At 37.2% G+C, this 24,161-nt stretch carries 23 protein-coding genes; 13 read left to right on the forward strand and 10 right to left on the reverse strand.

Annotation, left to right across the window (positions count from 1 at the left end; translation table 11 throughout):
* Window positions 1-468 precede the first annotated feature (468 nt).
* The gene (locus AC06OU_RS09185) at window positions 469-909 is read right to left on the reverse strand and encodes a YybH family protein (RefSeq protein WP_475855348.1); all 441 of its coding nucleotides are present in this window, start codon (window positions 907-909) and stop codon (window positions 469-471) included.
* A gap of 680 nt (window positions 910-1,589) precedes the next feature.
* Between AC06OU_RS09185 and AC06OU_RS09190 the strand changes: the two genes are divergently transcribed.
* A complete protein-coding gene (locus AC06OU_RS09190) occupies window positions 1,590-2,894 on the forward strand; it encodes an alpha/beta hydrolase family protein (protein ID WP_475855349.1) in 1,305 nt (434 codons plus the stop codon).
* Window positions 2,895-2,950: 56 nt separating this feature from the next.
* On the opposite strand, the gene AC06OU_RS09195 is transcribed toward AC06OU_RS09190, so the two are convergent.
* Window positions 2,951-3,856: a DMT family transporter gene (locus tag AC06OU_RS09195; protein ID WP_342560103.1), complete on the reverse strand. Its 906-nt coding sequence runs from the start codon at window positions 3,854-3,856 to the stop codon at window positions 2,951-2,953.
* Window positions 3,857-3,875: 19 nt separating this feature from the next.
* Complete coding sequence (locus AC06OU_RS09200) at window positions 3,876-4,445, reverse strand: GNAT family N-acetyltransferase (protein ID WP_475855350.1); 570 nt, start codon at window positions 4,443-4,445, stop codon at window positions 3,876-3,878.
* A 94-nt stretch (window positions 4,446-4,539) separates the two neighbouring features.
* Between AC06OU_RS09200 and AC06OU_RS09205 the strand changes: the two genes are divergently transcribed.
* The 6 genes from AC06OU_RS09205 (at window position 4,540) to AC06OU_RS09230 (ending at window position 8,434) form a co-directional block, all read left to right on the forward strand.
* Window positions 4,540-4,737 (forward strand): PLDc N-terminal domain-containing protein, encoded by a 198-nt coding sequence (locus tag AC06OU_RS09205; RefSeq protein ID WP_475855351.1) that lies wholly within the window; start codon window positions 4,540-4,542, stop codon window positions 4,735-4,737.
* Window positions 4,734-5,633, forward strand: a complete 900-nt coding sequence (locus AC06OU_RS09210; RefSeq protein WP_475855353.1) for an ABC transporter ATP-binding protein — start codon at window positions 4,734-4,736, stop codon at window positions 5,631-5,633. The genes AC06OU_RS09205 and AC06OU_RS09210 overlap by 4 nt, the downstream gene beginning before the upstream one ends.
* Complete coding sequence (locus AC06OU_RS09215) at window positions 5,630-6,412, forward strand: ABC transporter permease (RefSeq protein ID WP_475855354.1); 783 nt, start codon at window positions 5,630-5,632, stop codon at window positions 6,410-6,412. The genes AC06OU_RS09210 and AC06OU_RS09215 overlap by 4 nt, the downstream gene beginning before the upstream one ends.
* Window positions 6,413-6,429: 17 nt before the next feature.
* Window positions 6,430-7,131, forward strand: a complete 702-nt coding sequence (locus tag AC06OU_RS09220) for a CBS domain-containing protein (RefSeq protein WP_475855355.1) — start codon at window positions 6,430-6,432, stop codon at window positions 7,129-7,131.
* A 99-nt stretch (window positions 7,132-7,230) separates the two neighbouring features.
* Window positions 7,231-7,515, forward strand: coding sequence for a hypothetical protein (locus AC06OU_RS09225; RefSeq protein WP_475855357.1), 285 nt, complete (start codon window positions 7,231-7,233; stop codon window positions 7,513-7,515).
* 118 nt (window positions 7,516-7,633) lie between these two features.
* Window positions 7,634-8,434, forward strand: coding sequence for a metallophosphoesterase (locus tag AC06OU_RS09230; protein WP_475855358.1), 801 nt, complete (start codon window positions 7,634-7,636; stop codon window positions 8,432-8,434).
* A 144-nt stretch (window positions 8,435-8,578) separates the two neighbouring features.
* Here AC06OU_RS09230 and AC06OU_RS09235 read toward each other — a convergent pair whose 3' ends face one another.
* The 5 genes from AC06OU_RS09235 to putP form a co-directional block, all read right to left on the reverse strand.
* Complete coding sequence (locus AC06OU_RS09235) at window positions 8,579-9,178, reverse strand: hypothetical protein (RefSeq protein ID WP_475855360.1); 600 nt, start codon at window positions 9,176-9,178, stop codon at window positions 8,579-8,581.
* Window positions 9,179-9,297: 119 nt separating this feature from the next.
* Window positions 9,298-9,897, reverse strand: coding sequence for a response regulator (locus tag AC06OU_RS09240; protein WP_475855362.1), 600 nt, complete (start codon window positions 9,895-9,897; stop codon window positions 9,298-9,300).
* Window positions 9,894-11,030 (reverse strand): sensor histidine kinase, encoded by a 1,137-nt coding sequence (locus AC06OU_RS09245; RefSeq protein ID WP_475855363.1) that lies wholly within the window; start codon window positions 11,028-11,030, stop codon window positions 9,894-9,896. The genes AC06OU_RS09240 and AC06OU_RS09245 overlap by 4 nt, the downstream gene beginning before the upstream one ends.
* 85 nt (window positions 11,031-11,115) lie before the next feature.
* The gene (gene desA, locus AC06OU_RS09250) at window positions 11,116-12,168 is read right to left on the reverse strand and encodes a Delta(5) desaturase DesA (RefSeq protein WP_475855364.1); all 1,053 of its coding nucleotides are present in this window, start codon (window positions 12,166-12,168) and stop codon (window positions 11,116-11,118) included.
* 157 nt (window positions 12,169-12,325) lie between these two features.
* Complete coding sequence (gene putP / locus AC06OU_RS09255; protein ID WP_475855366.1) at window positions 12,326-13,816, reverse strand: sodium/proline symporter PutP; 1,491 nt, start codon at window positions 13,814-13,816, stop codon at window positions 12,326-12,328.
* 147 nt (window positions 13,817-13,963) lie between these two features.
* On the opposite strand from putP, the gene AC06OU_RS09260 reads away from it, so the two are divergent.
* From AC06OU_RS09260 to AC06OU_RS09270, 3 genes are read left to right on the forward strand one after another with little or no spacing between them, the layout of a single operon-like run.
* On the forward strand, window positions 13,964-15,130 hold the full coding sequence (locus tag AC06OU_RS09260; protein WP_475855368.1) for an exonuclease SbcCD subunit D: 1,167 nt from the start codon (window positions 13,964-13,966) through the stop codon (window positions 15,128-15,130).
* Window positions 15,127-18,207 carry an AAA family ATPase gene (locus AC06OU_RS09265; RefSeq protein WP_475855369.1) on the forward strand — a complete coding sequence of 1,027 codons (3,081 nt, stop codon included), beginning with the start codon at window positions 15,127-15,129 and terminating at the stop codon, window positions 18,205-18,207. Before AC06OU_RS09260 ends, AC06OU_RS09265 begins: the two co-directional genes overlap by 4 nt.
* 12 nt (window positions 18,208-18,219) lie before the next feature.
* Window positions 18,220-18,717, forward strand: coding sequence for a nucleoside deaminase (locus AC06OU_RS09270; protein ID WP_475855370.1), 498 nt, complete (start codon window positions 18,220-18,222; stop codon window positions 18,715-18,717).
* A 157-nt stretch (window positions 18,718-18,874) separates the two neighbouring features.
* Here AC06OU_RS09270 and AC06OU_RS09275 read toward each other — a convergent pair whose 3' ends face one another.
* Together AC06OU_RS09275 and AC06OU_RS09280 are read right to left on the reverse strand one after the other, a co-directional pair.
* Complete coding sequence (locus AC06OU_RS09275) at window positions 18,875-19,240, reverse strand: DUF5412 domain-containing protein (protein ID WP_475855386.1); 366 nt, start codon at window positions 19,238-19,240, stop codon at window positions 18,875-18,877.
* A 271-nt stretch (window positions 19,241-19,511) separates the two neighbouring features.
* The gene (locus tag AC06OU_RS09280; RefSeq protein ID WP_475855372.1) at window positions 19,512-20,861 is read right to left on the reverse strand and encodes a M48 family metallopeptidase; all 1,350 of its coding nucleotides are present in this window, start codon (window positions 20,859-20,861) and stop codon (window positions 19,512-19,514) included.
* Between the two features lie 120 nt (window positions 20,862-20,981).
* Between AC06OU_RS09280 and AC06OU_RS09285 the strand changes: the two genes are divergently transcribed.
* From AC06OU_RS09285 to AC06OU_RS09295, 3 genes are read left to right on the forward strand one after another with little or no spacing between them, the layout of a single operon-like run.
* Window positions 20,982-21,809 carry an ABC transporter permease gene (locus tag AC06OU_RS09285; protein ID WP_169359313.1) on the forward strand — a complete coding sequence of 276 codons (828 nt, stop codon included), beginning with the start codon at window positions 20,982-20,984 and terminating at the stop codon, window positions 21,807-21,809.
* Window positions 21,810-21,814: 5 nt separating this feature from the next.
* Entirely contained in the window at window positions 21,815-22,594 is a 780-nt protein-coding gene (locus AC06OU_RS09290; protein WP_475855374.1) for an ABC transporter ATP-binding protein, read from the forward strand.
* 12 nt (window positions 22,595-22,606) lie between these two features.
* Window positions 22,607-23,686, forward strand: coding sequence for an ABC transporter substrate-binding protein (locus AC06OU_RS09295; RefSeq protein ID WP_475855375.1), 1,080 nt, complete (start codon window positions 22,607-22,609; stop codon window positions 23,684-23,686).
* Window positions 23,687-24,161 lie beyond the last annotated feature (475 nt).

Below are 24,161 nucleotides of genomic sequence, written 5' to 3' on the forward strand. Positions count from 1 at the left end.
GATCCGACTTAAGTCGCCACCGAGTAATCGGTGATCACTTTTTGTATGTCCTTATAAAGAAATAAGACCCAAACCACTATTCTCTATAAGTAAGTGACCTAGGGACAAGACATTTTGTCATAATAAGCGAGAATCGGTCGGTTATATCCAATAATCGGTCGGTTCCACGAAAATATCGGTCGGTTTCATCCAGTAATCGGTCGGTCAACCACCAATAGGAGAGATTTCACGCACCTAAAGATAAATAAACTCTCTATTTATAAAGAATTCTTGCGCCGTCTATCTGACTTAGCAACCCGTTCCTGGTCAATTGGTGAGGCCGCCCGCAAGAGTAGAACGTTACTAGGAGACTAAAGAAAGTCGTTACCGAGCAATCGGTGGCGGCTTTTTTGTTTTATCTTTATCAAAAGCTAGAAAAAAGGAAATAAAGCTGGAATTTCTTTATCTCCAATCCCAAAAGTATATTTTTCACTTCAAATTAAAAATTCCCTTACCAGTCTCAATATTTATAGGCAACGATGAATGTTCGTGAGCTATATACCAAGATTCGTTCACTTTTTTTAAACAATATGTGATCCGATTTGTCATTTGACGAATTTTCTCATCAGATTCTTCTTGGTGAGAAGCAAAAGTTACAGCACAATATATAAATGCAAGATGTAAATTTTCTTCAACGACTAGGTCACTAAAATCAACTTTGAGTAGACTGCGATCCTCGCTCAATCCGTTAAACCACTCTACCACGCTTGCCTCCCATGAAGAAATCCCCTTGCTCTCCCAGTTCTCCCAGGAATCATATATATGCACATCAGGTGCATACATAGATAAGAATTTATCAACATCTTTTTCGTAAATTGCTGTTTTGTAATTCTCAAGTACATCTTGAACCTTTAAAAAAACTTCGGTCATTTAATGCAACTCCTTTCTAATTTACAGATGTAAAAGTGTTGATATAAATATATTCTATACTCGAACATTTTTTCCTCCTTCAACTAACCTAACTGTTAGCTTTAGTATAACTTCCATAACACCCCTGAAGACAGCCCTTAGCATCTGAATTCTACTTTACTTTCTCACTAGTATGCTTTAAAAAAAGCTTTGTTAAAGTTATTGGTTGATTTTGACTAACAATTCTTTTTTTATAGTGACTGTAAACATAAACAATTGAACTTTCAAATGGCTATTAAGAACATAAATGATGAAAATGGGGTTGGTGACAGTTTTTTAGCTTTGTTTATGCGAGTAAATTTATTAGCGCTTTCTCGATGCTAAAGCTGTTCCCATTTATTGATTGGAGCGCCAGACGGCGACTCCTACGGGATGTGTGAGACAGATAAGACATCACAACCACGCGCGTAAGCGATGGGTGATGGCTTATCGCTCACCCCGAGGAAAGCGTCCGGCTGGTGCGGAAATCAATTCTACTCTCTGATCTAAGATTTCTTTGGATCATAAATCAAGCCTACCCTTTAACATAGCCTTAAAAAAGAACTTAATATAATGCAAAAACTGTTAAAATAAACTGAAAATTATTTACTTCTTTCTATTACTACTGTTATACTATTAATAGAACAGAGAGGTGGATCTAAATGAACTATAAAAAAGCGCTTATATTAAGCTTATTACTATTTCATATTTTACTTTCTGGATGTAGTGATAGTGATAAGCAAGGAGGGAAAGAGGTGTCTAAAGATAAGGAAGAGACGAGTGCAAATGTTTCCTTAGAGATGGTAGAGGGAGTGTGGGAAGGATCCATTAACGTTCCTAATCAACCACTCCCAATTAGTATTAAATTCACAAAAGAAGAAGGCTTGATTAGTATCCCGATTCAAGGATTAAACAATCATCCATTAACAAACATTACCTTAAACGATAAGGATATTACCTTTAACATGTCGCTTCCGGGACAAAAAATCACCTTTGCTGGGAAGCTGCAGGATGAAAAATTGGCAGGTACGTTTACACAACAAGGTCAGTCGTTCCCATTTGAACTTACTAAGGTAACTGATGTAGCTAAGGCTGAGCATTTAGAAGAATTAGAAGTAAATGGAGGGAAAATGATTGGTCAAATAGAGATTCCTGAGGGGGAAGGACCGTTCCCACTTATGATCATTCTTGCTGGCTCGGGACCCACCGATCGTAATGGTAACTCCTTAGTAATGGTAGGGAAAAATAATAGCTTAAAAATGATCGCAGAAGAATTAGCTACAGAAGGAATTGCCAGCATCCGCTACGACAAAAGAGGAGTTGGCTTAAATATGGGCCTTGCTACTAAGGAAGAGGACTTAAGATTTAACCACTATATTGAGGATGCTGTCGCTTGGGCAGAATTTGCGAAGGAAGACGACCGGTTTAGTGACATAGGGTTCATCGGACACAGTGAGGGTTCTCTTGTAGGTATGATTGCTGCTCAAAAGACAGAAGCGACTGTATTCGTATCATTAGCAGGGGCAGGAAGGCAAATAGATGAAATTCTATTAGAACAGTTAAGAAATCAGTTGCCAAGTGAGCTTATGAGTGAATCTGAAAAAGTAATTGAGAAGCTTAAGCAGGGTGAACAGGTAGAGGAAGTGTCGAATGAATTACACAGTATATTCCGTCCATCTGTACAACCGTATATGATTTCCTGGCTTCAATACAATCCTATTGAAGAGATTAAAAAGTTGGATGCAAGAATATTACTTATAAACGGAACAGCAGATTTGCAAGTCCCTAGTAGTGATGCTGAGCTTTTACATCAAGCAAAAGATTCTGAGCTTCTAATAATTGAGAAAATGAACCATGTACTAAAAGAGTCCCCATCTGATGAGACAGGGAATATGGCGACATATACAGATCCAAGTCTACCGTTAGCAGAAGGCCTAATGGATGCCATAATTGAATTTATAAAGTAAAACACCAGAAACTGAACAAATAAAAAAACGCTGAACGGTGAGTTCAGCGTTTCAACCTACACAATAGGCTTTTGTTGCTTTTGCTTTCTTCGAATATCTGCAATCGTTGGGATACACATACCTATCAGTATAATGAGGATACCTATAACTTGTAACCAAGTAAGTGCCTCGCTTAACACAAGTACAGATACCATTACAGCTACTGGTAATTCCATTGCACTTAGAATAGATGAAACTGCGCCACCAACTTTTGGTACAGCGATTACGAAGAAATAAATAGGGATAATGATACCTAGTAATCCTAAGCCTAGTCCCAAGTAAAGTAGAGATTCCGTAAACAGTTTACCGTTCCACATGATTTCTGGACTTTGGAAGACAGAGATCATTAAAGCTGCGATAAAGGAAACCCAAAGTAAACGAGTAGTAGTATTCATTCCCTCTACTTGTTTAGTATTAATGTTCATATTAAGTGAGAAGGAAATCGCTGCTGCAAAACCGTATACCCAGCCTCTCCAGTCAATTCCACTCAAATCGACATCTAATACCCCTGCAGCTAGCAATGTACCGGCGAATAAAATAACAAGGGAGATAACTTCCGCTCGAGAAGGTAATCTTTTTCTTATTATACAATCAATCAAAGTACCGATCCACGTAAACTGGAAGAGCATTACTACTGCCAGGGAGGCTGGTAAATATATAAGGGCTTGTCCATAGACAATACCCGTAGTTGCTGTAAAAATCCCTGCTAACAGTATAATTTTAAACCCGCCATAAAGACGTGGTATTTTTCTTTGTGTCACCACATAGATGACTAACGCTAATAGGAAACCAACAATGTATTGACTAGAAACAGCTTCTGAAGCTGTATATCCTTGTCCAATTGCTAATTTCACCATAGTTGATAAAGTCCCGTAACAGCTGGCTGCGAAGACAACCATTAAGGGGTAGATCCATAATTTCATAACCTTGCTTCTCCTTCAATCAGGGGCCTACCGTTTTCACCATGTGATAGAAAGGCTCGCCAATAATGGTCCAAGGACATACAGTTTCAAATCCTAGACGATTATATAAGCGGATTGCAGCCTCTTTCTCAGTTTCTACATTCAAGGAGAGTTTCCCGCCACCATTATTTTTGACTACTTGTTCAGCAAAATTTAACAGCTTCGTTCCAATACCATGTCCACGATAGGTTGGATCGACCACTACAGTATCTATATACCATTCTTCAGGTAGCGTCTCTTTGTCTATCGTCACCTGTGTTCCTTTTTTGGCTGAAAGATACTGCTCTAAATTAGCATCCAAAGTAACTGCTTGTTCAGCAGTATAAAAAACTAGTACGCCAGCAATTTGACCATCCATTTCTGCAACGTATGTATTTAAAAAGGAATGACGATTGCTAGTTTGAGTAAATAAGTGAATGAACTCCTGGGTGATCGCTGATTCTTCAGTTTCTCCAGTCATTTGCATCGAAATGTCACCGATAGCTTCCATAATTAGTGGAACTGATGATTCGGCATCTGCTTTAATAGCTTTTCTTATTACAATTTCCATTCAATTCACCCCCCAATTTGCTATTATAACATAGTTTGTGAAAGCTTTCTTTTATATAAGCTGGAAATGGAAACTAAAAAAAGGAGGAATCATATTGGATCTTACAACAATCCCTTGGGAATTAATATTACCCATTATTATTTTACAATTCATTTTAATGATTGTTGCCTTTGTAGATCTGATAAAGGTATACGACACAAATGGCCCTAAGTGGCTTTGGGCAATAATTATTCTTATAGGAGGAATATTAGGTTCTATTATCTATTTCATAGTGGGGAGACGTAACGAATGAATACATTACTAACTGTTCAATCATTAACCAAGCAATATGGAAGAGAAAAAGTAGTGAAAGATGTTTCCTTTTCATTAATGAAAAATACTTCTACAGCCTTAATCGGTCCCAATGGTGCAGGTAAAACAACTACACTTTCTATGCTTACGGGACTAGTAAATCCAACGTTTGGCGATATTATTTTGGAGGATAATAAGGAGGGCGCTCGTAGAATGATAGGTTTTTTACCGCAATATCCTAAATTTTTCTCATGGCTTTCTGCAATTGAATTTACAGAGATGACTGCAAAGTTAAGTGGTGTAGATGCTAGAGCTGCTGTGAAGGAGTCAGAGAAAATCTTAGATTTTGTGGGGCTCGGAAATGTTAAAAAGAAAAAAACAGGTACGTTTTCTGGAGGGATGAAACAACGATTAGGATTAGCACAGGCAATTGTACATAATCCATCCCTTCTTTTATTAGATGAACCAGTTTCTGCATTGGATCCAGTAGGCCGAAGAGAGATTTTAAATCTTTTAAAGGAACTTCAAGAAAGAACTACTATTCTTTATTCGACTCATATTTTAAATGATGCGGAAGAAATGACGGATCAGCTATTATTTTTGAGAAATGGTGAGCTGGTAGAGCAAGGTTCCTTAACGGATGTACGCGAAAAATATGCAAATCCTATGATTAAAATTATCTTTTCCTTAGAAGAAGAGGCTAAAGATTTTGCAAGTAGCTCCCCATGGAATGTGACACAAAAAGGGTCTTCTGCTTGTATTAATGTAAGGGAAGACGAACCGCGAATGCAAGAGATTTTGGCATTTGCATCTGTAGGAGATTGGACGATTGAAAGGGTAGAGAAGGCATCAGCTAATCTCGAAGAAATATTTATGCAGGTGGTGAACAAACAATGAATACATTTCTTGTTTTGTTTCAAAAGGAATGGAGAGAAAACATCCGTAATTTTAAGATTCTCTGGATTCCTCTTGTATTTATTCTTTTTGGGATTACAGAGCCTGTCATGAACTATTATATGCCTCAAATCCTAAGCTCTGTTGGAAATTTACCTGAAGGAACAGTCATCGAATTTCCTTCAATGACCTCTGAACAAATATTAATGTCCACAATTAGTCAATATCAGTTAATCGGCATGTTAGTAGTTATTCTAGCTTTTTCGGGTATTATTTCAAGGGAACGAAAGAATGGTACTGCAACTTTATTATACGTTCGACCACTTTCATTTACAGGTTATGTAGGAAGTAAATTAGCAATCTTGAGTATAATTGTTTTAGGTAGTTTTATTTTAGGAATAGTAGCCAGCTTATATTATACATCCATACTTTTTGGATCGATAGATTTCTTAAGGTTTATAGAATTTACTAGTATTTATGTTCTGTGGCTTTTATTCGTGATTAGTATTGTTTTATTTACTAGTGCTGCCTTATCAACTGGAATGGCTTCTACGGTGTCTTTTGTGTTGGTAATAATTGTTCAGGTTATAGATGGGCTTCTAGGCACATACTGGACTATCTCACCATGGAAGTTGCCAATGTATGCTGGTTATGTTTTGAACGGTGATGTCGAAAGTAGCTCATATATCTGGAGTATCTTAATTACGGTATTAGCAATCAGCTTCTTATTGATCGGGGCAGTTTTTTTTACCAAAAACAACGTCTGGAAATCTAAAATATAATACGAGGAGACTTATATATGACATTACGTAACTCGGATCGTTTTATCACTTCTTACAATAGATTAGATAAAATCATGAGAGATATAGCTGATACTCAGGAACACTTATCCTTTTTTAGGTTAATCGATTTCGCTAAGAAAAAAAACGCTGTAATAAGACGATATGAAGCAGACCTTCGAGAATATGGAGACTTAAGAAACGCAATCGTGCACCATCGTACAACTATGGAATACGCGATAGCAGAACCTCATGAAGAGGTAGTAGCAAAGATGGAAGAAATCGAGGAGGCTTTAAGCAAGCCTGTTACAGTTGGGAATATGTTCTCCGGAGAAGTAACTACCTTTCAGGAAACAGATTCTTTAAGCTATGCACTTCAGGTTATTAAGGATAAGAAATACAATCAATTTCCCGTGTATAATGGGGATAAATTTAAAGGTCTTATCACTCCAGTAGGAATTACAATGTGGATGGCGAGTAAAGTAGAATCAGAGAATTTCTCGAGAAAAAAAGCAACCTTGGGTGAAATTCTGAAGCATGAAAGTAATAGAGAGAATCACCGCTTTGTTGAAGCAGAGATGTCCGTGTATGAGGCGCTAGAAGTTTTTAAATCAGCAATTGGACGAGGAAAGAGATTAGAAGCACTGCTAATTACTAAGGATGGAAAACTGAGTAACCAGCTAATAGGAATTGTAACTCCAATGAGTATGATGAAAATTTAAAAATAGTCATCTAATAGATGACTATTTTTCCTTTTATGACGTAAAATGGAAGTGGACGTGATTTTATCATGTAAACTATAATAGGATGGAGGATTGTATGTGAATACGTATGAAGAGGAGCAGTTACATTATAAAGATGGCTCACAAGTAAAAACGTCAACTGAGATGACTGTAATGGAATGGATCATCACGATGCTGATTATGGCTATTCCTATTGTTAATCTGGTTATGTTATTCATTTGGGGATTTGGTAATCCAGACCCAAGACGTAATTTTGCTCGAGCATCACTTATTTGGATGGCTATTTCTATAGGGTTAGTTATAATAATATATATTGTTATAATAGTATTCTTCCTCGCTGCATTTCAAGGCGTAAATTATTAGCACTTATTTCCTGGGAAATTATAATAACCGACAAAATTTAACAATCCCCATACATTTATGGGGATTTATTAAATTTCTCAGAGGTATCGTTTTTTGCAAATAGACTAGGAGATTTTAGATGAAAAAATGGATTTTTTTATTAGTAGTGATATTAGCTGTGCTACTTTACATAGGGAACACTCGAGTAAGTATAAACGAAGTCGTGATAGAGTCAGAGAAGATTCCAGCTAGTTTTAATGATTGGAAGATCTTACAAATATCCGATTTACATGATGCCAAATTTGGTGACAACCAAGCAAAACTCGTACATAAGATTAAGGATGTAAACCCGGATATTATTTTTATCACGGGAGATATAATCGACAGCAATCGATATGACTTACAAAGTAGTCTGGATCTAGTCAATCAAATTATTAGTATAGCACCGATTTACTATGTTACTGGAAATCATGAAATTGCTACAAATGATGTTAATCATATTAAAACTTCTTTACTGGAAATTGGTGTACGTGTTTTAACTAATGAGGAAGAAATGATTGAATATGATGGGGAGCAAATGCGTATTATCGGACTTGAAGATCCTTTAAGTGGTTTGCTTGTTCGTGATCAGCTAGAGAACTTTGAAAGCAGCGAGGATTATACCCTGGTGTTATCTCATAGACCAGAGGTATTTCAGGATTATGTTAATTCTGAAATGGATTTAGTATTTTCAGGACATGCGCATGGAGGTCAATTTAGAATCCCAGGGTTAGGCGGGTTGGTGGCACCAGGACAAGGGTGGTTTCCAAAATTCACTGCGGGAACATTTAAAGAAAACGGAACGACTATGATTGTTAGTCGTGGTTTAGGGAATAGCTTGGTTCCTATTAGAGTCTTTAACACTCCAGAGTTAATCGTAGTTACATTAAAAAGTATATAAGCACACTCGTAAAGGTGGTTTGTTTTTAAAAGGTATTATCTGTTCAATTCAAACAGATAGTGCCTTTTTTTGAATTGTAATCTTCGAATTAAATAAAAAAGCGGGTGTTGGAACGATTATCGTCCTTCTACTCGCTACAAATAATTACTTTTCAACTATTTGAAAGGTCTCTAGAATAGATCGGAAATTCGAACCATGTCCTTCTGCTGCCTCTAGAAAGTACTTTTGTGTAATAACAAAGCTACCTCCAATACCATTATCTATGATGTAGATATCACCAACAGGACTATCCCAGTTGGTTAGCCCAGCTGAATCATGGTTAATGGCATGTAGCCAGTATCCTTCCACAGGATCAGAAACCTTCTCCATTTCTTTAGGGCTGGTATAGTCAACACTCATTTGCGTCTCTAGAATGGGAAGTAGTTCTTCAGGGGACTGATCATTTATCTGTTCTATTTTTAATGAAACCTCTGGATATCGTTCTTCTAAGGGTACTTTAGTAGTAAGGGTATCCGATTGATCACCTTCCACTAACTTATAGATATCTTCGTCAAAGATAATCGTGTAATCGACTTGTTTTTTAGAGGGTTCATATGCAGATCCCTTCGGATCCGGTTGTTGATTTTCCTCAACTATCTCTTTACTAGGAGCTTCAACCTCACTAAACAAATTGGGCAAAAATATGATTAAAATGGACAGCAATGCAATAAGAGTAAGAGACAGAACCAAAAACTTCTTTTTCATATATTCACTCTCCTCCTTTTAAATAAAGGATCATACATTCCAACATTGCAATAAGCAACGGTATAGTTATTAAAGTATTAGACGTGAAATATGGAAAAAAGTAACTGGTAAATCAACGATTATTTAAACCATCCTTTTTCTTTAAAACGAGATATTGCTTCAATTCTGTTACCGACTTGAAGTTTTTCTAATATTACTGATATATAGTTTCGTACAGTACCGGGAGTAATATATAATTCGTTTGCAATTTCTTTTGTATTTTTTCCGTTGGCGATCAGTTCAAGAACCTGACTCTCTCTGTCTGTTAAAGGATTTTCTTCCTCAAAGGCCATATCCACTAATTCGGGAGCATAGATCCGCCGGCCATCCATAATTATTCGGATGGAATTCGCTAGCTCCTCACTTGGACTATCCTTTAAGAGATAACCATTTACTCCTGCTTTTCGTGCTCTTTCAAAGTATCCTGAGCGAGCAAAGGTAGTTAATATAATTACCTTACATGGGTGATCCTTTAATTCCTCTGCAGCATCCAACCCACTTTTAATAGGCATTTCAATGTCCATAATACAAATGTCAGGTTGAAGCTGATCAATAAGTGCAAGAGCTTCCTTCCCGTTATTTGCTTTTCCTATTACTTCCATATCTTCTTCTAGATTTAGAAGGGAGCCAAGAGCTCCTAACACCATTCGTTGATCTTCAGCGATGACAATTCGTATCATGTGTAATCCTCCTGCCGTGTTTGTAATATTACATTTGGTACCCTAATATTTATAGTAGTTCCATTTTTTGAATAGATATCGAGAGTGCCGTTAACAAACTCTAAACGCTCCTTAATACCCTGGAGTCCATGTCCTTTAACCCAGGCCGAGGAAAGGTCTAGGCCTTTCCCATTATCATGTACCTTCAGTAATGTTTCTTTTGCTGATTGTTTAAGTGATATAGAGCAAGATGTAGCCCCACTATGTTTTACTACGTTAGTTACAGATTCCTTTAGACACATACTTAGCATATTTTCTACAATGGGAGGGGTTTTAACAAGATGAAGGGAGCCACTAAACTTACAAGAAATTCCTGCAGCATTTAATATTTGTTGAACTCGATATATTTCATCTTCTAATTTAGTACCCCGCATATTCGTTACTAGCTCTCGGACTTCCTTTAAAACAGAACGAGCCGTTTGGTGTATGTCTTGAATTTCGTGCTTAGCTGCCTCAGGGTCCTTATCCATAAGCTTACCAGCTAAGTCACTTTTAAGTCCTATCAATGATAGCTTTTGACCAAGTGTATCGTGTAGGTCTCTGGCTATTCTTTCTCGTTCCTCTATAACCATGTATTGTGCAATACGATTATTAGCATCCTCCAATTGACCCTCAAGCATTTCTCGTTTATGTCGATTATAGGTACTAAATGGTAATAATATTACGCCGAGCATACAAATAACTAAAAAAGGCCACTGAGAAATAAAAAGGTCTATTTCTACGTAGAAACCGATAATTGTTATAGATAAAGTAGTTATGATATTTAAACTATATATTAAAAAGAAACCGACCTTTTGTGTGATATTCCCAATAAAGAAAGAAAGAAAAATAGAAAAGTAAATATATCCGTAAGAGAAGGTCATAATCATGCTAATTGATATTTCTATAGCTAAACAGACATATAAAAACCAACCTCTAGATTTAAAGGATAGGCGGTAAGCTAGAAAAAATATTCCCGTTAGGAATAAGCCAAATATAATCTCTGATAGCTCATTCGAACGAAAGATGAAGAAAAAAGGAAAAATACAAAATACAATCCAAGCATAAATACTTAACCATGGAGATTTAGGGAAAATTTGATACCATTTAGTCATTTATAAGACACCTCTCGCACATACACTTTCTCTTATTATAAATTAAAACCATTCCCTAGTGAAAAAGGAATGGTTTTAAAAGGGGTTATTTTCCTTCAATTGTTGTATTTTTAGAATTTAGATTAACTGCATTTTTGGATTGTTTAAGTAAATGCTTAATCTCTTTGAAGCTAACAAAGCTTTTGTTTTCTTCATCAAATAAACGGAAGTGAATAGACTGTAAGCTTGTACGAAGATTTATAGTTGTAGCCTTGTGTAAAGGCGGTGTCGATTCATGTGCTCTTTCTAAATTATAATTAGGTACTCTTGGACTTAGATGATGCACATGATGAAACCCAATATTACCGGTTACCCATTGAAGTACTCGAGGTAATTTGTAATAAGAGCTTCCTTCGATAGCAGCCTTTACGTAATCCCACTCTTTCTCATCTTCGAAATAAGAATCTTCAAACTGATGCTGAACGTAGAACAACCAAATGCCTAACGCACCTGCTACAAAAAGAATAGTACCTTGTATAATGGCAAATGCTTGCCAGCCAATTAGCCAAATCATGAAAGAATAAATAGCAATCACTGAAATGTTAATAAGATAAGTATTATAGCGCTCTTTTCCTTTAGCGCCTTTACGGTTAATGCGATTACTTACTAGAAATAACAAGGCAGGTCCTAAGCCAAACATAACAATTGGATTGCGATATAGGCGGTAAGAAAGACGCTTCATCGGTGAAGCTTCTATATACTCTTCTACTGTCATCATCCAAATATCGCCAACTCCACGTTTGTCTAAATTGCCGCTAGTTGCATGATGAATGTTATGCTCGCGTTTCCACTTCTCGTAAGCAAATAGTGTGATAATGCCTGTAATTGTTCCTGTTATATTATTAGCCTTTTTGTTTTTAAAGAAAGATCCATGTGTGCAATCATGGAAGATAATAAATATACGAACGACAAACCCCGCGGCGATGATGGACAATCCAACAGCTAACCATACAGAAATGTCGAGGCTTAAATAGGCTAAAAACCAGAGGATAAAAAATGGTGGAATTGTATTGATGAGTTGTACTATGCTTTTCTTTAACTCGGAATTTTCAAATGGTTTAACATTTTTACGTAATTCAAGTGTTTTTTCTCTACTCATTAAAATTCCTCCTATATACATATTTCGTTATGTTAACTATATAGCACTGCTGGTCTTAGGAGTAGGCATAAACGTCAAGTCAACACTATGACAAGTATCATATAGGACAATATATATAAAAGGGCTAACCACTAGTTTGCGGTTAGCCCTTACCTTATTATTTTTGACGTTCTTCTTTTAATAATCGAACTGTTTCATCGAATTCTTTTTCGATTTCAGCATTAGGCTTGTAGGTTAACAAGCTCACCACCACTGTAACAATCAGAGCTAAAAGGAAGCCGGGAACTATTTCATATAATGCGTCTTTAAGTGTTTCGTTAGCCTTCCAGAGCACAACAGTTACAGCACCGACGACCATACCTGAAAGTGCGCCGGAAGCAGTGATCTTTTTCCAGTAAAGTGAAAGTAAAATGACCGGACCAAATGACGCACCGAAGCCCGCCCATGCAAAGGCTACAAGGCCTAAAATAGTCTCGTTTTGCTCCCAAGCAAGAAAAGCAGCGACTATGGAGACTACTAGTACAGCAATACGTCCATAATTTACATATGCTCTGTCGGAAGCATCTGTGTTTATAAATGCTTTATACAAATCCTCTATTAATGCTGATGATGTAACTATTAATTGAGAGGAAATAGTACTCATAATAGCTGCTAAGACTGCAGCAAGTACTAGTCCTGCTATAAAAGGATGAAAAACAATTTGACCGAGTGCGATGAAAATAGCTTCCGGGTCAGTAAGAGTCAAATCAGGATGTTGCTTATAATATGCTAGTCCCACTAAAGCTGTCGAAATAGCTCCAACTAAACTTAGAATCATCCAACCGATACCGATACGACGAGCATTTTTTGTTTCTTTTACTGAACTGATGGCCATAAATCGAACAATAATGTGAGGTTGTCCGAAGTAACCAAGACCCCATGCCAAGGAAGAAATAATACCGGCTGTAGTAGTCCCAGCGATTAGACTTAAATGATTAGGGTTAACTTCTTTAATAGATTCCACTGTTGAGTCTAGCCCTCCAGTAGCAAACAAACCGATAATCGGCACCAAAATCAATGCTAAAAACATTAGGAGTCCCTGTAGAAAATCTGTGTAACTAACTGCTAGAAATCCTCCAAAAAGAGTGTAAGCAACTACAACGGCAGATACTACTAGGAGGCCTGTGTGATAATCTAAACCGAACGAGCTTTCAAAAAATACTCCACCAGCAACCATTCCTGAGGATACATAGAAAGTAAAGAATAAAAGAATAATGAGACCTGATACTACTCGTAACAAGCGTGAAGATTGCTTCAAGCGACTTTCTAGGTAGCTTGGAATAGTAATGGAATCGTTGGAAACCTGTGTGTATACGCGTAAGCGTGGTGCTACATATAGCCAGTTTAAATATGCACCAATGGTTAAACCAACCGCTATCCAGGCTTCTCCCATACCATGTAGATAGATTGCTCCTGGTAATCCCATTAGGAGCCACCCAGACATATCAGCAGCTCCTGCACTTAAAGCGGTAACAGCTGGGCCGAGTGAACGTCCTCCTAGCATATAATCAGTCAGGTTAACTGTCTTTCTATACGAATAATATCCGATAGCAAGCATGGCAACCATATAGATAGCTATGGCTATTATTTGATAAGTTTCTGTGGACATATAAAATCCTCCTTTTAATCATAATCTTTACATATTTACTATTTAACTTTATATGAAATTTCGGCAAGTTAATATAACCTGTCCTCCTTAAATGATAAAATAGATATAAATTAACATAAAATCTTCAGTGTAGGAGGGTAATTACTCATGAAAATATTTCACACAGCCGACTGGCATTTAGGTAAATTAGTACAAGGAATCTATATGACAGAAGATCAGAGACATGTGTTGGCTTCATTTATAAAAGCAATTGAGGAAGAAAAGCCAGATGTAGTAATCATAGCAGGCGATTTATATGACCGTGCTGTACCACCTGCAGAAGCTGTAAATTTGTTGGACAACGTACTTGCAGAGATTGTATTAAAACATCAGACTCCTGTTTTAAGCATTGCGGGAAACCATGACAGCCCAGGGCGTTTAAATTTTGGGAGAAACATTATGAAAGAAACTGGTTTACATATAGTGGGACAACTAACAAAAGAGTTTAATTCTGTGACAATCAGTGATGAATATGGAGAAGTAGAATTTCATCTAATCCCGTATATGGACCCTTCTCAGGTTAGGTTTATACTCGAGGACGATACTATCACCAGTCATCAGCTAGCCATGAAAAAAATAGTGGAAGCTATTGAATTGCAAATGGATTTTTCGAAAAGACATGTATTTGTAGGACATGCCTTTGTTACTCCTCAAGGTCGGGAAGAGGATAATACTAGTGAATCAGAAAGACCGCTTGCCATTGGTGGAGCTGAGTATGTAGATGCTTCGCTGTTTAAGAACTTCAAGTACACAGCATTAGGCCATCTTCATCAAGCACATTTTGTGCAAAATGAAACCATTCAATACGCCGGATCTCCTTTAAAATATTCCATTTCAGAGGAACACCATAAAAAAGGCTTTCTAATAGTGGAAATAGATGAAAAGGGTTGTGCAAAAGTAGAAAAAAGATTACTAACCCCTAAAAGAGATATGCGTACAGTAGAAGGCTATTTGAATGACATATTACAGCATCCTACAAGCGAGGATTACATTTTCGTGAAGTTACTAGATGATACGCCAGTACTTTCACCAATGGAGCAAATTCGAACTGTATATCCGAATGCCATGCATGTAGAAAGAAAAGTATTCCAATCCTTTGGAATAGGAAAAGCAGAAGAACCAAAAAGTCGTCAGAAGATGGATGACTTAATGCTATTTGAATCCTTCTATGAGGAAATCAAGGGACAATCTCCGGCTGAGGAAACAAAAGAACTATTTAAGGAAGTACTTTCGGGATTAATGCTTGAAGAAAGAGAAGGAGGAAGCAGAGCATGAAGCCTATTCAGTTAAAAATGACAGCATTCGGTCCCTATAAATATACGGAAACGATTAACTTCATGGATTTGATGGATCATCGATTATTTGTCATATCTGGAGCCACTGGAGCAGGAAAGACGACAATATTTGATGGAATAAGCTTTGCCCTTTATGGCTCTGGGAGTGGGGAGGATAGAAAAGATACGAAAATGTTGCGCAGTGATTTTGCATTGGATCAAACGCATACTTCTGTTGAATTGATATTTGAAATATTTAACCGCAAATATCGTATTTTAAGACAGCTTCCTCACGTTAAAAAAGGAAATAAAAGCTCAACGGGAGAAAAATATGAGTTCTTCGAAATAAAGGAGACAGGGGAAGTACCTGTTGTTGAAAGACAAATAGTTTCAGAGATTAACAAGAAAATAGAGGATATCATTGGACTTACGCAAGATCAGTTCAGCCAAATTGTCATGCTGCCACAAGGCGAATTTCGGAAGCTATTAACCTCTTCTACTGAAAACAAGGAAGCAATTCTTCGGAAAATATTTAAAACAGAACCCTACAGGCTGATTAATGAAAGACTTAAAGAGAAAAAATTAGTAGCTGAGACAGAGCTTAAAAAAGAAGAAAATACGCGTAATAGTTATTCGGAACAGATTATGGTCTCTTTTCCAAAACGTGAGTCTATTCTTTTTGACCTCCTGGAGGAAGGTAATTATAATATATTCCAATTAAAGGATGCTTTACAGGCAGAGACTAATTATTACCGAGATAAGATAGAAAAAGACGAGCTCCTCTGTGAAGAGGCATATGAAAATCAGGTAGCAAAGCAATCAGCCTATTACAATGCTAAAAACACCAATACCCAGTTGGAGGAGCTTGAGTTAAAAGAGCAAAACCTCCAGCGTCTTCTTAGTCAGGAAGAAACATACAAAAAGGAAGAAAGTAGACTAGAGGCAGCAGAACGGGCAAATACTATAGAAGCAATCGAGAGTCACTATAAAGAAACAGTTACTGAAGGAAATTTAAAGGAAAGCTTATTGCTTAGAGCTAAAGAGGAGCTATCCTTAACATCTAATTCCTTAATTCAGATGGAAGAGGTCTATCTCAAAGAGTTAAGCAAAAAGCAAGACCGTGAACAAAGTGTAGAAGCTTTAATCCAGCTAAATGCCCTATTACCTTTAATGGAAGACCTAGAAAAAAGGAAGCGGCAGTTAAAAGAGTTAGAGGTTAAGCAACGTAATCTCAAGGAGCAGCATGAACTTAAAATAGCTACATACCAACAAGCTAAGGCAAGCCACCTTTTGATGAAAAACGAAATAGAGAAACTAGAGGAGCAAGTAAATCCATTAGATAACAAGGTTCAACAATACTCTCAGATTAAAGGGCAATATCAACTAATGCAGGATTTTATACAGCAGGAGTCCAAGCTTGAGGAATTGAAGAGCATAGAAGAAAAGGAAGAGACGATATATCTGAAAGCCCAGCAAACTCTTCAATATGAGGAAGGCAGATGGCTTAATAATCAGGCGAGTATCCTTGCCTCTAGGCTCGTAGACGGCGAAGCTTGTCCTGTATGTGGTAGTACCGAGCATAAGCCAACAAGCACTTATACCCATGAAGCTATATTAACGGATGAGCAAGTCCAGATGCTGAAAAAAGATCTTACGAGTAAGGAAACTAGCTACTTAACTATACGTACCAAACGAGAGCATGCTCTTGAGAACATAGAAAAAATCTTGGAACAGCTAGAAGAGCTACAATTATCTATTCTAGATATAGAGCAAGTAAAAATGGATCTAAATCAGCTAGAAAATGAAATAGAAGGTCTCCGTTCTGATAAAGAAAGCTTAATTTCCTTAAAAGAAACGTACAAAACGAGTGTAAGACATATAGAGGAATTAGAAGAAAACAAGAATAATATAGAAGCAGCTTATATCGATGCAAAGGCCGAATATGAGCAGGCAAATGCCGTCCTAGAGTCCAAACAAAGCTCTATCCCAAGTACAATTTCTAATCTTGAGGAGCTTCATGAACAAATTAATGCTGCTACTAAGCAAAAGCTTCTATTAGAAGAAACATGGGAGAAGGCTCAAAAGCAACAAAAAGATGCAGAGGAATCCCATACGAAAGCCCAAATGAGATTAGAGCATGCCACTCAATCCGCAGAGGAAGCAATACTTAAGCAAGAGAAGGCTAAACAACAATTTCTCCAAGCGCTAGTAAAGGCTGGTTTTGAAACCAAAGAGGAGTATGAGGAAGCAAGAATGGATGAAGCTGCGCGGAAGGCGTTAAGAGAACGTTGTGAAGCATATAAACAGGCGGTACATACATTTACCGAACAAGTGAAGGATGGTTATAAGAAGCTAGAAGGTAAGAGCAAAGTCGATTTGAACGCCCTTGAAGAAGAGTTAAGCCAACTTAAAACTGCATATGAATCTGCATTAAATACTTTGAATAGTACTAAGGAGTTCGTAAAAGCGGGCATAGAAATTCAAGAAAAAATAGCATTATCCAGCGATCGTATTGCTAAGTTAGAGCAACAAGTAAGTCATATTCTTGATTTATACGATTTACTTAGAGGGCAAAATCCTTTGAAAATTTCTTTTGAACGCTATATACAAATAGAGTACTTAGAACAGATTATTCATGCAGCAAATGAAAGACTCAAGCATTTATCGAATGGACAGTACCAACTAATGAGAAGTGATAGACAGGAAACCCACGGCAAGCAAAGTGGACTAGGTCTAGATGTATATGATGCTTACACTGGGCAAATCCGAGATGTTAAAACATTATCCGGGGGAGAGAAATTTAATGCCTCCCTATGTCTTGCGCTTGGTATGGCAGACGTCATCCAAAGCTATCGTGGAAGTGTAAGAATTGATACGATGTTCATCGACGAGGGTTTTGGTTCGCTAGACGAGGAGTCTTTAAATAAAGCGATAGACACATTGGTAGATCTTCAAAAATCAGGCCGTATGGTTGGTGTAATTTCTCATGTTAGTGAGCTTAAGTCGGCTATTCCTGCCATACTGGAAGTCGAGAAGCTAAAAGAAGGCTACAGCCAAACAAAGTTTGTGATTAAGTAACGGAGGTATGTCATGGACTTGGATCGATACTTTTTAGAGATGGCGTTAGGGGAAGCGGAAAAAGCATTAGAGGAAAATACTTATCCAGTTGGAGCAGTTATTGTGGATGAGCATTTTAATCTCGTTGCTAAAGGTAGAAATAGAGTACATCCTAGTCAAGATATTACGGCACATGCAGAAATTGATGCGATAAGAAATGCTGGGAGTGCAATGTTTGATGCTAAAATTAAAAACAAGAAATTTACGCTTTATAGCTCCCTCGAGCCTTGTCCAATGTGTACAGGAGGAATACTATTTGCTAAAATTCAGCGTGTCGTTTGGTTGTTAAACGATGACCTTGGTTTTGGAGGATATAAAAGACTTAAAGATGCCTCTGTCTTCCTAGAAAAATTTGACCGTATCGAAGTAATGGAAGAACCTTTGGAGGATTTAAAGAATAGACAAAAGGAATTAATGATTAGCTGGGAAACAAGTGCAAATAATGTAACATCATTGCGTAATAAGCAATAAGACGAGCAATATGCATAGTAAATGGTAGATTTTCCTGGGTAATCGATAAGTCTGGAGATTGTCAAAGTAAATCTAGTCTATAAATACTCAAATTTATAGAAAGAAGCTCGCGGAATCTTCTTCGCGAGCTTTTTTATGATTAGAGAAAAATAGATTATTATCGTCTTCTAAAATCAAATTTTTCCTTTCTTACATCTAATGTATGACTGTTAATTATTACTGTATTATTATCTGTCCAAGAAATATTTGCACGTTCTTCTCGATAGTTCCAATAGATGTTTTTAGTTTTATTATTTTTATCATTAAAAACCAGCTCGCCACGAACAGAATATGACGTAGTTGCACCTCCGTTCGTAACATATGCTTTTAATGTGTACTTTCCATTAGGTGAAGTCTCTTCTGTAAGATATTCTCCTGTTGGTAACCTATTCATATCAAAGAAAGCCCAATATACTCCATAGCTGACAAGTCCAACGATTAACAAACCTACAATAATGAATACCTTTAATAATTTTTTTCTCATATCATTTATAATGGATTCTTTAGTTTCCAATCTTATCATTTCCTTTCATTGGAACTACTTAAAATATATAACTATTGTATATACTACGTTATAAAATTAATGAAGTTCCAAATGAACCTTTACTACTTATTAGTAGGAGAGTAACGAACGAAATTCATCGAAAAAGAATGAAGGAGACTGGTCGTGACGTTAGTCTCGATCAGTCTCCTAAGATTAATACAATAATATAATTAGTGTCAGTCCAAATATGTCACTTTCTACCAAAGAAAAATTAGTTTTGAAGTAAATTATTTAATGTCTCTTCAAATTGACCGCTCGTAACACCTAGGATGTTATTTGCTGAGTATCCTTCCGGATCAACTATAGCAGAATCTGCCCCATATTTATGCAATAGGGATGTCATCTCGTAATTCTCATAATAGAAGGTGGCGGTCAAAGCGTTGGTATAGAGATCCTTTGTATTAGGGTCTGCCCCAGCCTCAAGTAAAATTTCTGCCATCATCATATCATTCAAATATACTGCCTGATGTAAGGCAGTTGCTCCCTCTGTGTCTTTTTCTTCTAAATTTACCCCGCTTGCTATAAGCTCTCGCACCTTCGTATAATCGCCATCTACGACTGCAGTCATTAAAGGAGTGTAATTGTAAGTGTCTTGGTCTGAAGGAGAAGAGCTTGTCTCTAGCGTTGACTCCTCCGAAGTTAAAGTATTTAATGCGGATTCGTTCTCTAGCAAATCATCAGGAAAGATGCTTGCATAGGTAAGAGAGCCTGCCAGTACTATTCCTATAATCCCTAAATAACCAATGAATAAAATACCAAACAATGCGCCTAAACCAAGCGCGATTTTATTAGCATTCGTATAGTAGGTAGGAGTCCCTTCTACTTGCATAAAATGACCGACTGCTTGGACTCTTTTAGGAGTGGGTGGATGGGAGGATAAGACCTCACCAAGCCATGTAAAAACATTAGACTCTGTCGAAATTTGCTCTAAATAGGCATCCTCATTTACCTCTTTATATAGTTCCTTCCCAATACTTAATATCGTAAGACCACGCTTAGCAGCTGCACCATCTCTAATGAAATAAGCGGCTTGGCGATCACATGTATATTCACATGCACGACTATACGCCTGGGAAAGGAATGGAATTAAACGAGCAGGTGTAATTAATATATTTTTCCAAATGTGATTTCGTTTAATATGTGTAAGCTCGTGAGCTATGATGAAATCTAGCTCTGCATCACCTTGCTCCCTAGCAAGCTCAAATACTTCTGAATAGAGCACAACCATATTCTTTCCTAAAAAACGGGTTGCAAAAGCATTAAAAGCACCTTCGGAGTGAACTACAAATATATCTGGTACTTTTTTCAAATTCATATCTTCGGACATACGAGCTATTCGTTCATAGACATCTGGAAACTGCCTATGGCTAACTCTTATACCATTTGATCGAATATAGCTAAGATTCATAAGATGTGCATATGTACTGATAAAAAATAAAACAAGAATGATTGCGATCCCAAAAATACTAGCTATAGCTATAACGTAAATTAATAAACTAAATAGGATGCTTAAAATAAAATATGGCATTTCTTTTGTGGATCTTAATTGTTTGTCTGTCATATTAACCCCCTCTTTCTTAATTTAAAATTACCAAAATCTACATTTTAAGTCAATTTCAATGTAGTGTGGTCACATATTTTCCCCATTCGACATATTATTTTTAGAAAGAGGTGGTGAAAGATGCGCGATGAAAATGGGCTCGTGGATAGCGACTACGATCCCTATGAAACGGAACAAAAGGAATGGAAAAAGCAACAACTAAAAGAACGTGGTAAGCAGCTTTTAACAATTACTTCACCAATACTCATCTTAATCCTGTGGGAGGTCTTCTCACGAACGGGCATTTTAGATATACGCTTTTTCCCTCCTCCTACTGCAATAGTTTCTACATTTTTTGAGCTTGCTACAAGTGGGTTACTATGGACTCATGTATCAGTCTCCCTTTACCGAATTGCAATGGGTTTCCTACTCGGTGTAATTCCAGGTGTAATCATAGGGCTGTTAATGGGATTGTATGCTCCTATTCGACACTTTATATCCCCTATAGTAATGGCATTTATGCCGATTCCAACATTAGCTTTAATGCCAATCATCATTATCCTTTTTGGTATTGGAGACTTTTCAAAGGTAGTTACTATTGCAGGGAGTGTATTTTTTCCTGTCGTTATTAACACAGTGGCTGGTGTTTTGAACATAGATAGGGTACATCTAGATGTAGCCAAAAACTATGGTGCAAGTCCAAAGGATTTCTTTTTGAAAATTGCTTTCCCGGGTGCCTTGCCAGTTATGCTAGAAGGTATTCAAATGGGGCAGGCAATAGCTTTGTTAACAATCGTTGCCGCAGAAATGATGGGGGCAACCTCTGGTATCGGTTATTTAATATGGACCTCTTATAAGGCATTCATGTTGAAGGAAATGTTCGTCGGTTTAGTGCTCATTTCTTTTTTTGGGTTTCTTTTTTCCCTTCTCCTACGTGGACTGCAAAAGAGAATTGTCCCATGGAGGTGAGTTAAATGAGCGGAAAAGTTAAAATTTCCATTGATAATCTTACGAAGATTTTCTATAAAAAAAGTAACAGTGTTACAGCTATAAAGGATATTTCTCTGCAGGTAGAGGAAGGGGAATTTATCTGTCTAGTTGGACCAAGTGGATGTGGAAAGACTACTCTCTTACGCATCCTTGCCGGACTAGAAACTCCCAGCTCTGGCTCCTTTTTAATTGAATCAGAAGCAGGTGAACGTCCGCTACAGTCTATGGTGTTTCAAGAAAAAGGGGTTATTCCTTGGCTGACCGTTGAAGAGAATGTTGCTTTTGGTTTAAAAATGAGGCACCTTCCCAAGGAATACGTAAAAAAACAAACCGACTACTACTTAAAAAAGGTAGGTTTAAGTAAGTTTTCTTCGCTTTACCCAAAAGAGCTTTCTGGAGGGATGAAGCAACGGATTAGTATTGCTAGGGCTTTTGCCAATGATCCAGAAATTTTGTTAATGGATGAGCCATTTGCTGCCTTAGATGAACAAAACAAATTTATATTGCAGGAAGAGTTACTATCAATTTGGTCCGAAAATAAAAAGACCGTTTTATTTATCACTCATAGTATTGATGAGGCTTTGTTACTGAGTGATCGTATCGTGTTATTGAGCTCTCATCCAGGTGAGATTGTAAGTGAGATAAAAGTTCCATTGCCAAGACCCCGTACAATGGAGCAGGTTAGGGCAAATGCAGAAATGGCAGAACAGTTTATAACGATTTGGAACCATTTACAGCAAGAAGTTCAAAAATCGAGAAAATAAAGGAGGAAAGTTGTGAAGAAACGCTGGTTCATACTATTTGCTTCCATTGTTCTATTACTTGGAGCTTGTAGTCCGAAAGAAGAAGGATCTGACAATGTAAATGATGAAGTAAGTAAGGATAACCCTTCTGGAGACTTGGCACCGCTAAATAAGAAAGTAAAAGTAATTATAGCGGAAGACGGGGCTGCCTCTGGGGCAGGTTTTTACATTGCAAAAGAAAAAGGTTATTTTGAGGACTACAATATTGAAGTAGAGTTTGCGCAATTTGCAAATAGTGATGAAATGCTTCCTGCACTTGCTTCGGGAGACGTGGATATTGCCGGTGGTGTTTCAACTGCTTCATTTTTTAATGCCATTGCCCAAGGGATTGACGTAAAAATTATTGCAGACAAGGGACACAATGTGCCAGGTAAGTCGTATTTCTCATTCGTCATTGGTAACCACATGAAGGATGTCATTAAGGAGTATAAGGATTTTGAAGGAAAGCGTATCGCTGTTTCCTCTAAAAACTCGATTGATGAATTTATCTTTTTAGAAATGCTAAAGCATGCAGGATTAACTCCTGAGGATGTAGAGTTTGTATTACTTGGAGACTTTGGAAGCATGCTTGGAGCGATTGAAAATGGTTCGATAGATGCTGCGCTTCAAATTGAACCACTAATTGCCCAAGGAATTGAAAATGGGTTTCATGAGCGCTTTGGAGACGCAACGGATTACGCGCCAGAATCTCAAATTGCCATGGTTTTAGGATCCCCTCAATTTATGAGTGAGGAACAAGATGTTTCGCTCCGTTTCATGGCAGCCTATTTAAAAGGCGTCCGAGATTACAATGATGCATTTATAAAGGGTGAAGGAAAAGCTGAAATCATTGAAATAATGACAAAGTATACTTCACTAAAAGATCCAGCGTTATGGGAGAAAGTATTTGTTACAGGTTTAGATCCTAATGGAAAAATGTTTTTAGATGACGTGTTAAAGCAATATGACGTATATAAAGAAAATGGAGCAATTAGCGGTGACGTTGACTTTGATAAAGCGGTGGATACATCTATAACAGAAAAAGCAGTGGAGATATTAGGTGAATATAAGTAAAGGTTCAATATAAAAGGTATGGAAAAATATATCCATGCCTTTTGATTTATATAATTATTGGAGACTTTTATAAACTAATTGCCAAATACACCTAAGGTATTTATTTAGAATAGAAACGGCGGCAAAAAAGACTTGTGCGGCTGCACCTAAATTCATAAAGCTTTGTTAAAGTTATTGGTTGATTTTGACTAACCAATTCTTTTTTATAGTGACTGTAAACATAAACAAAGGAACTTTCAAATGGCTATTAAGAACATAAATAGATGTTGAAATCAGGTTTGTTTATGCGAGTAAATTTATTAGTGCTTTATCGATGCTAAAGCTGTTCCCATTTATTGATTGGAGCGCCAGACGGCGACTCCTGCGGGATGAGTGAGACAGATAAGCCATCACAACCACGCGCGTAAGCGATGGGTGATGGCTTATCGCTCACCCCGCGGAAAGCGTCCGGTTGGCGCGGAAATCAATGCTACCC

The sequence above is a fragment of the Psychrobacillus sp. genome (assembly GCF_056205495.1).

Bases quoted from the DNA above. Each gene is read 5' to 3' on its own strand.
- AC06OU_RS09210 (WP_475855353.1), top strand. From the start codon at position 4,734: ATGAATACATTACTAACTGTTCAATCATTAACCAAGCAATATGGAAGA.
- AC06OU_RS09245 (WP_475855363.1), bottom strand. From the start codon at position 11,030: ATGACTAAATGGTATCAAATTTTCCCTAAATCTCCATGGTTAAGTATT.
- AC06OU_RS09215 (WP_475855354.1), top strand. From the start codon at position 5,630: ATGAATACATTTCTTGTTTTGTTTCAAAAGGAATGGAGAGAAAACATC.
- AC06OU_RS09200 (WP_475855350.1), bottom strand. From the start codon at position 4,445: ATGGAAATTGTAATAAGAAAAGCTATTAAAGCAGATGCCGAATCATCA.
- AC06OU_RS09265 (WP_475855369.1), top strand. From the start codon at position 15,127: ATGAAGCCTATTCAGTTAAAAATGACAGCATTCGGTCCCTATAAATAT.
- AC06OU_RS09270 (WP_475855370.1), top strand. From the start codon at position 18,220: ATGGACTTGGATCGATACTTTTTAGAGATGGCGTTAGGGGAAGCGGAA.
- AC06OU_RS09260 (WP_475855368.1), top strand. From the start codon at position 13,964: ATGAAAATATTTCACACAGCCGACTGGCATTTAGGTAAATTAGTACAA.
- desA (WP_475855364.1), bottom strand. From the start codon at position 12,168: ATGAGTAGAGAAAAAACACTTGAATTACGTAAAAATGTTAAACCATTT.
- AC06OU_RS09220 (WP_475855355.1), top strand. From the start codon at position 6,430: ATGACATTACGTAACTCGGATCGTTTTATCACTTCTTACAATAGATTA.
- AC06OU_RS09275 (WP_475855386.1), bottom strand. From the start codon at position 19,240: ATGAGAAAAAAATTATTAAAGGTATTCATTATTGTAGGTTTGTTAATC.
- AC06OU_RS09190 (WP_475855349.1), top strand. From the start codon at position 1,590: ATGAACTATAAAAAAGCGCTTATATTAAGCTTATTACTATTTCATATT.
- AC06OU_RS09185 (WP_475855348.1), bottom strand. From the start codon at position 909: ATGACCGAAGTTTTTTTAAAGGTTCAAGATGTACTTGAGAATTACAAA.
- AC06OU_RS09285 (WP_169359313.1), top strand. From the start codon at position 20,982: ATGCGCGATGAAAATGGGCTCGTGGATAGCGACTACGATCCCTATGAA.
- AC06OU_RS09290 (WP_475855374.1), top strand. From the start codon at position 21,815: ATGAGCGGAAAAGTTAAAATTTCCATTGATAATCTTACGAAGATTTTC.
- AC06OU_RS09230 (WP_475855358.1), top strand. From the start codon at position 7,634: ATGAAAAAATGGATTTTTTTATTAGTAGTGATATTAGCTGTGCTACTT.
- putP (WP_475855366.1), bottom strand. From the start codon at position 13,816: ATGTCCACAGAAACTTATCAAATAATAGCCATAGCTATCTATATGGTT.
- AC06OU_RS09235 (WP_475855360.1), bottom strand. From the start codon at position 9,178: ATGAAAAAGAAGTTTTTGGTTCTGTCTCTTACTCTTATTGCATTGCTG.
- AC06OU_RS09195 (WP_342560103.1), bottom strand. From the start codon at position 3,856: ATGAAATTATGGATCTACCCCTTAATGGTTGTCTTCGCAGCCAGCTGT.
- AC06OU_RS09240 (WP_475855362.1), bottom strand. From the start codon at position 9,897: ATGATACGAATTGTCATCGCTGAAGATCAACGAATGGTGTTAGGAGCT.
- AC06OU_RS09280 (WP_475855372.1), bottom strand. From the start codon at position 20,861: ATGACAGACAAACAATTAAGATCCACAAAAGAAATGCCATATTTTATT.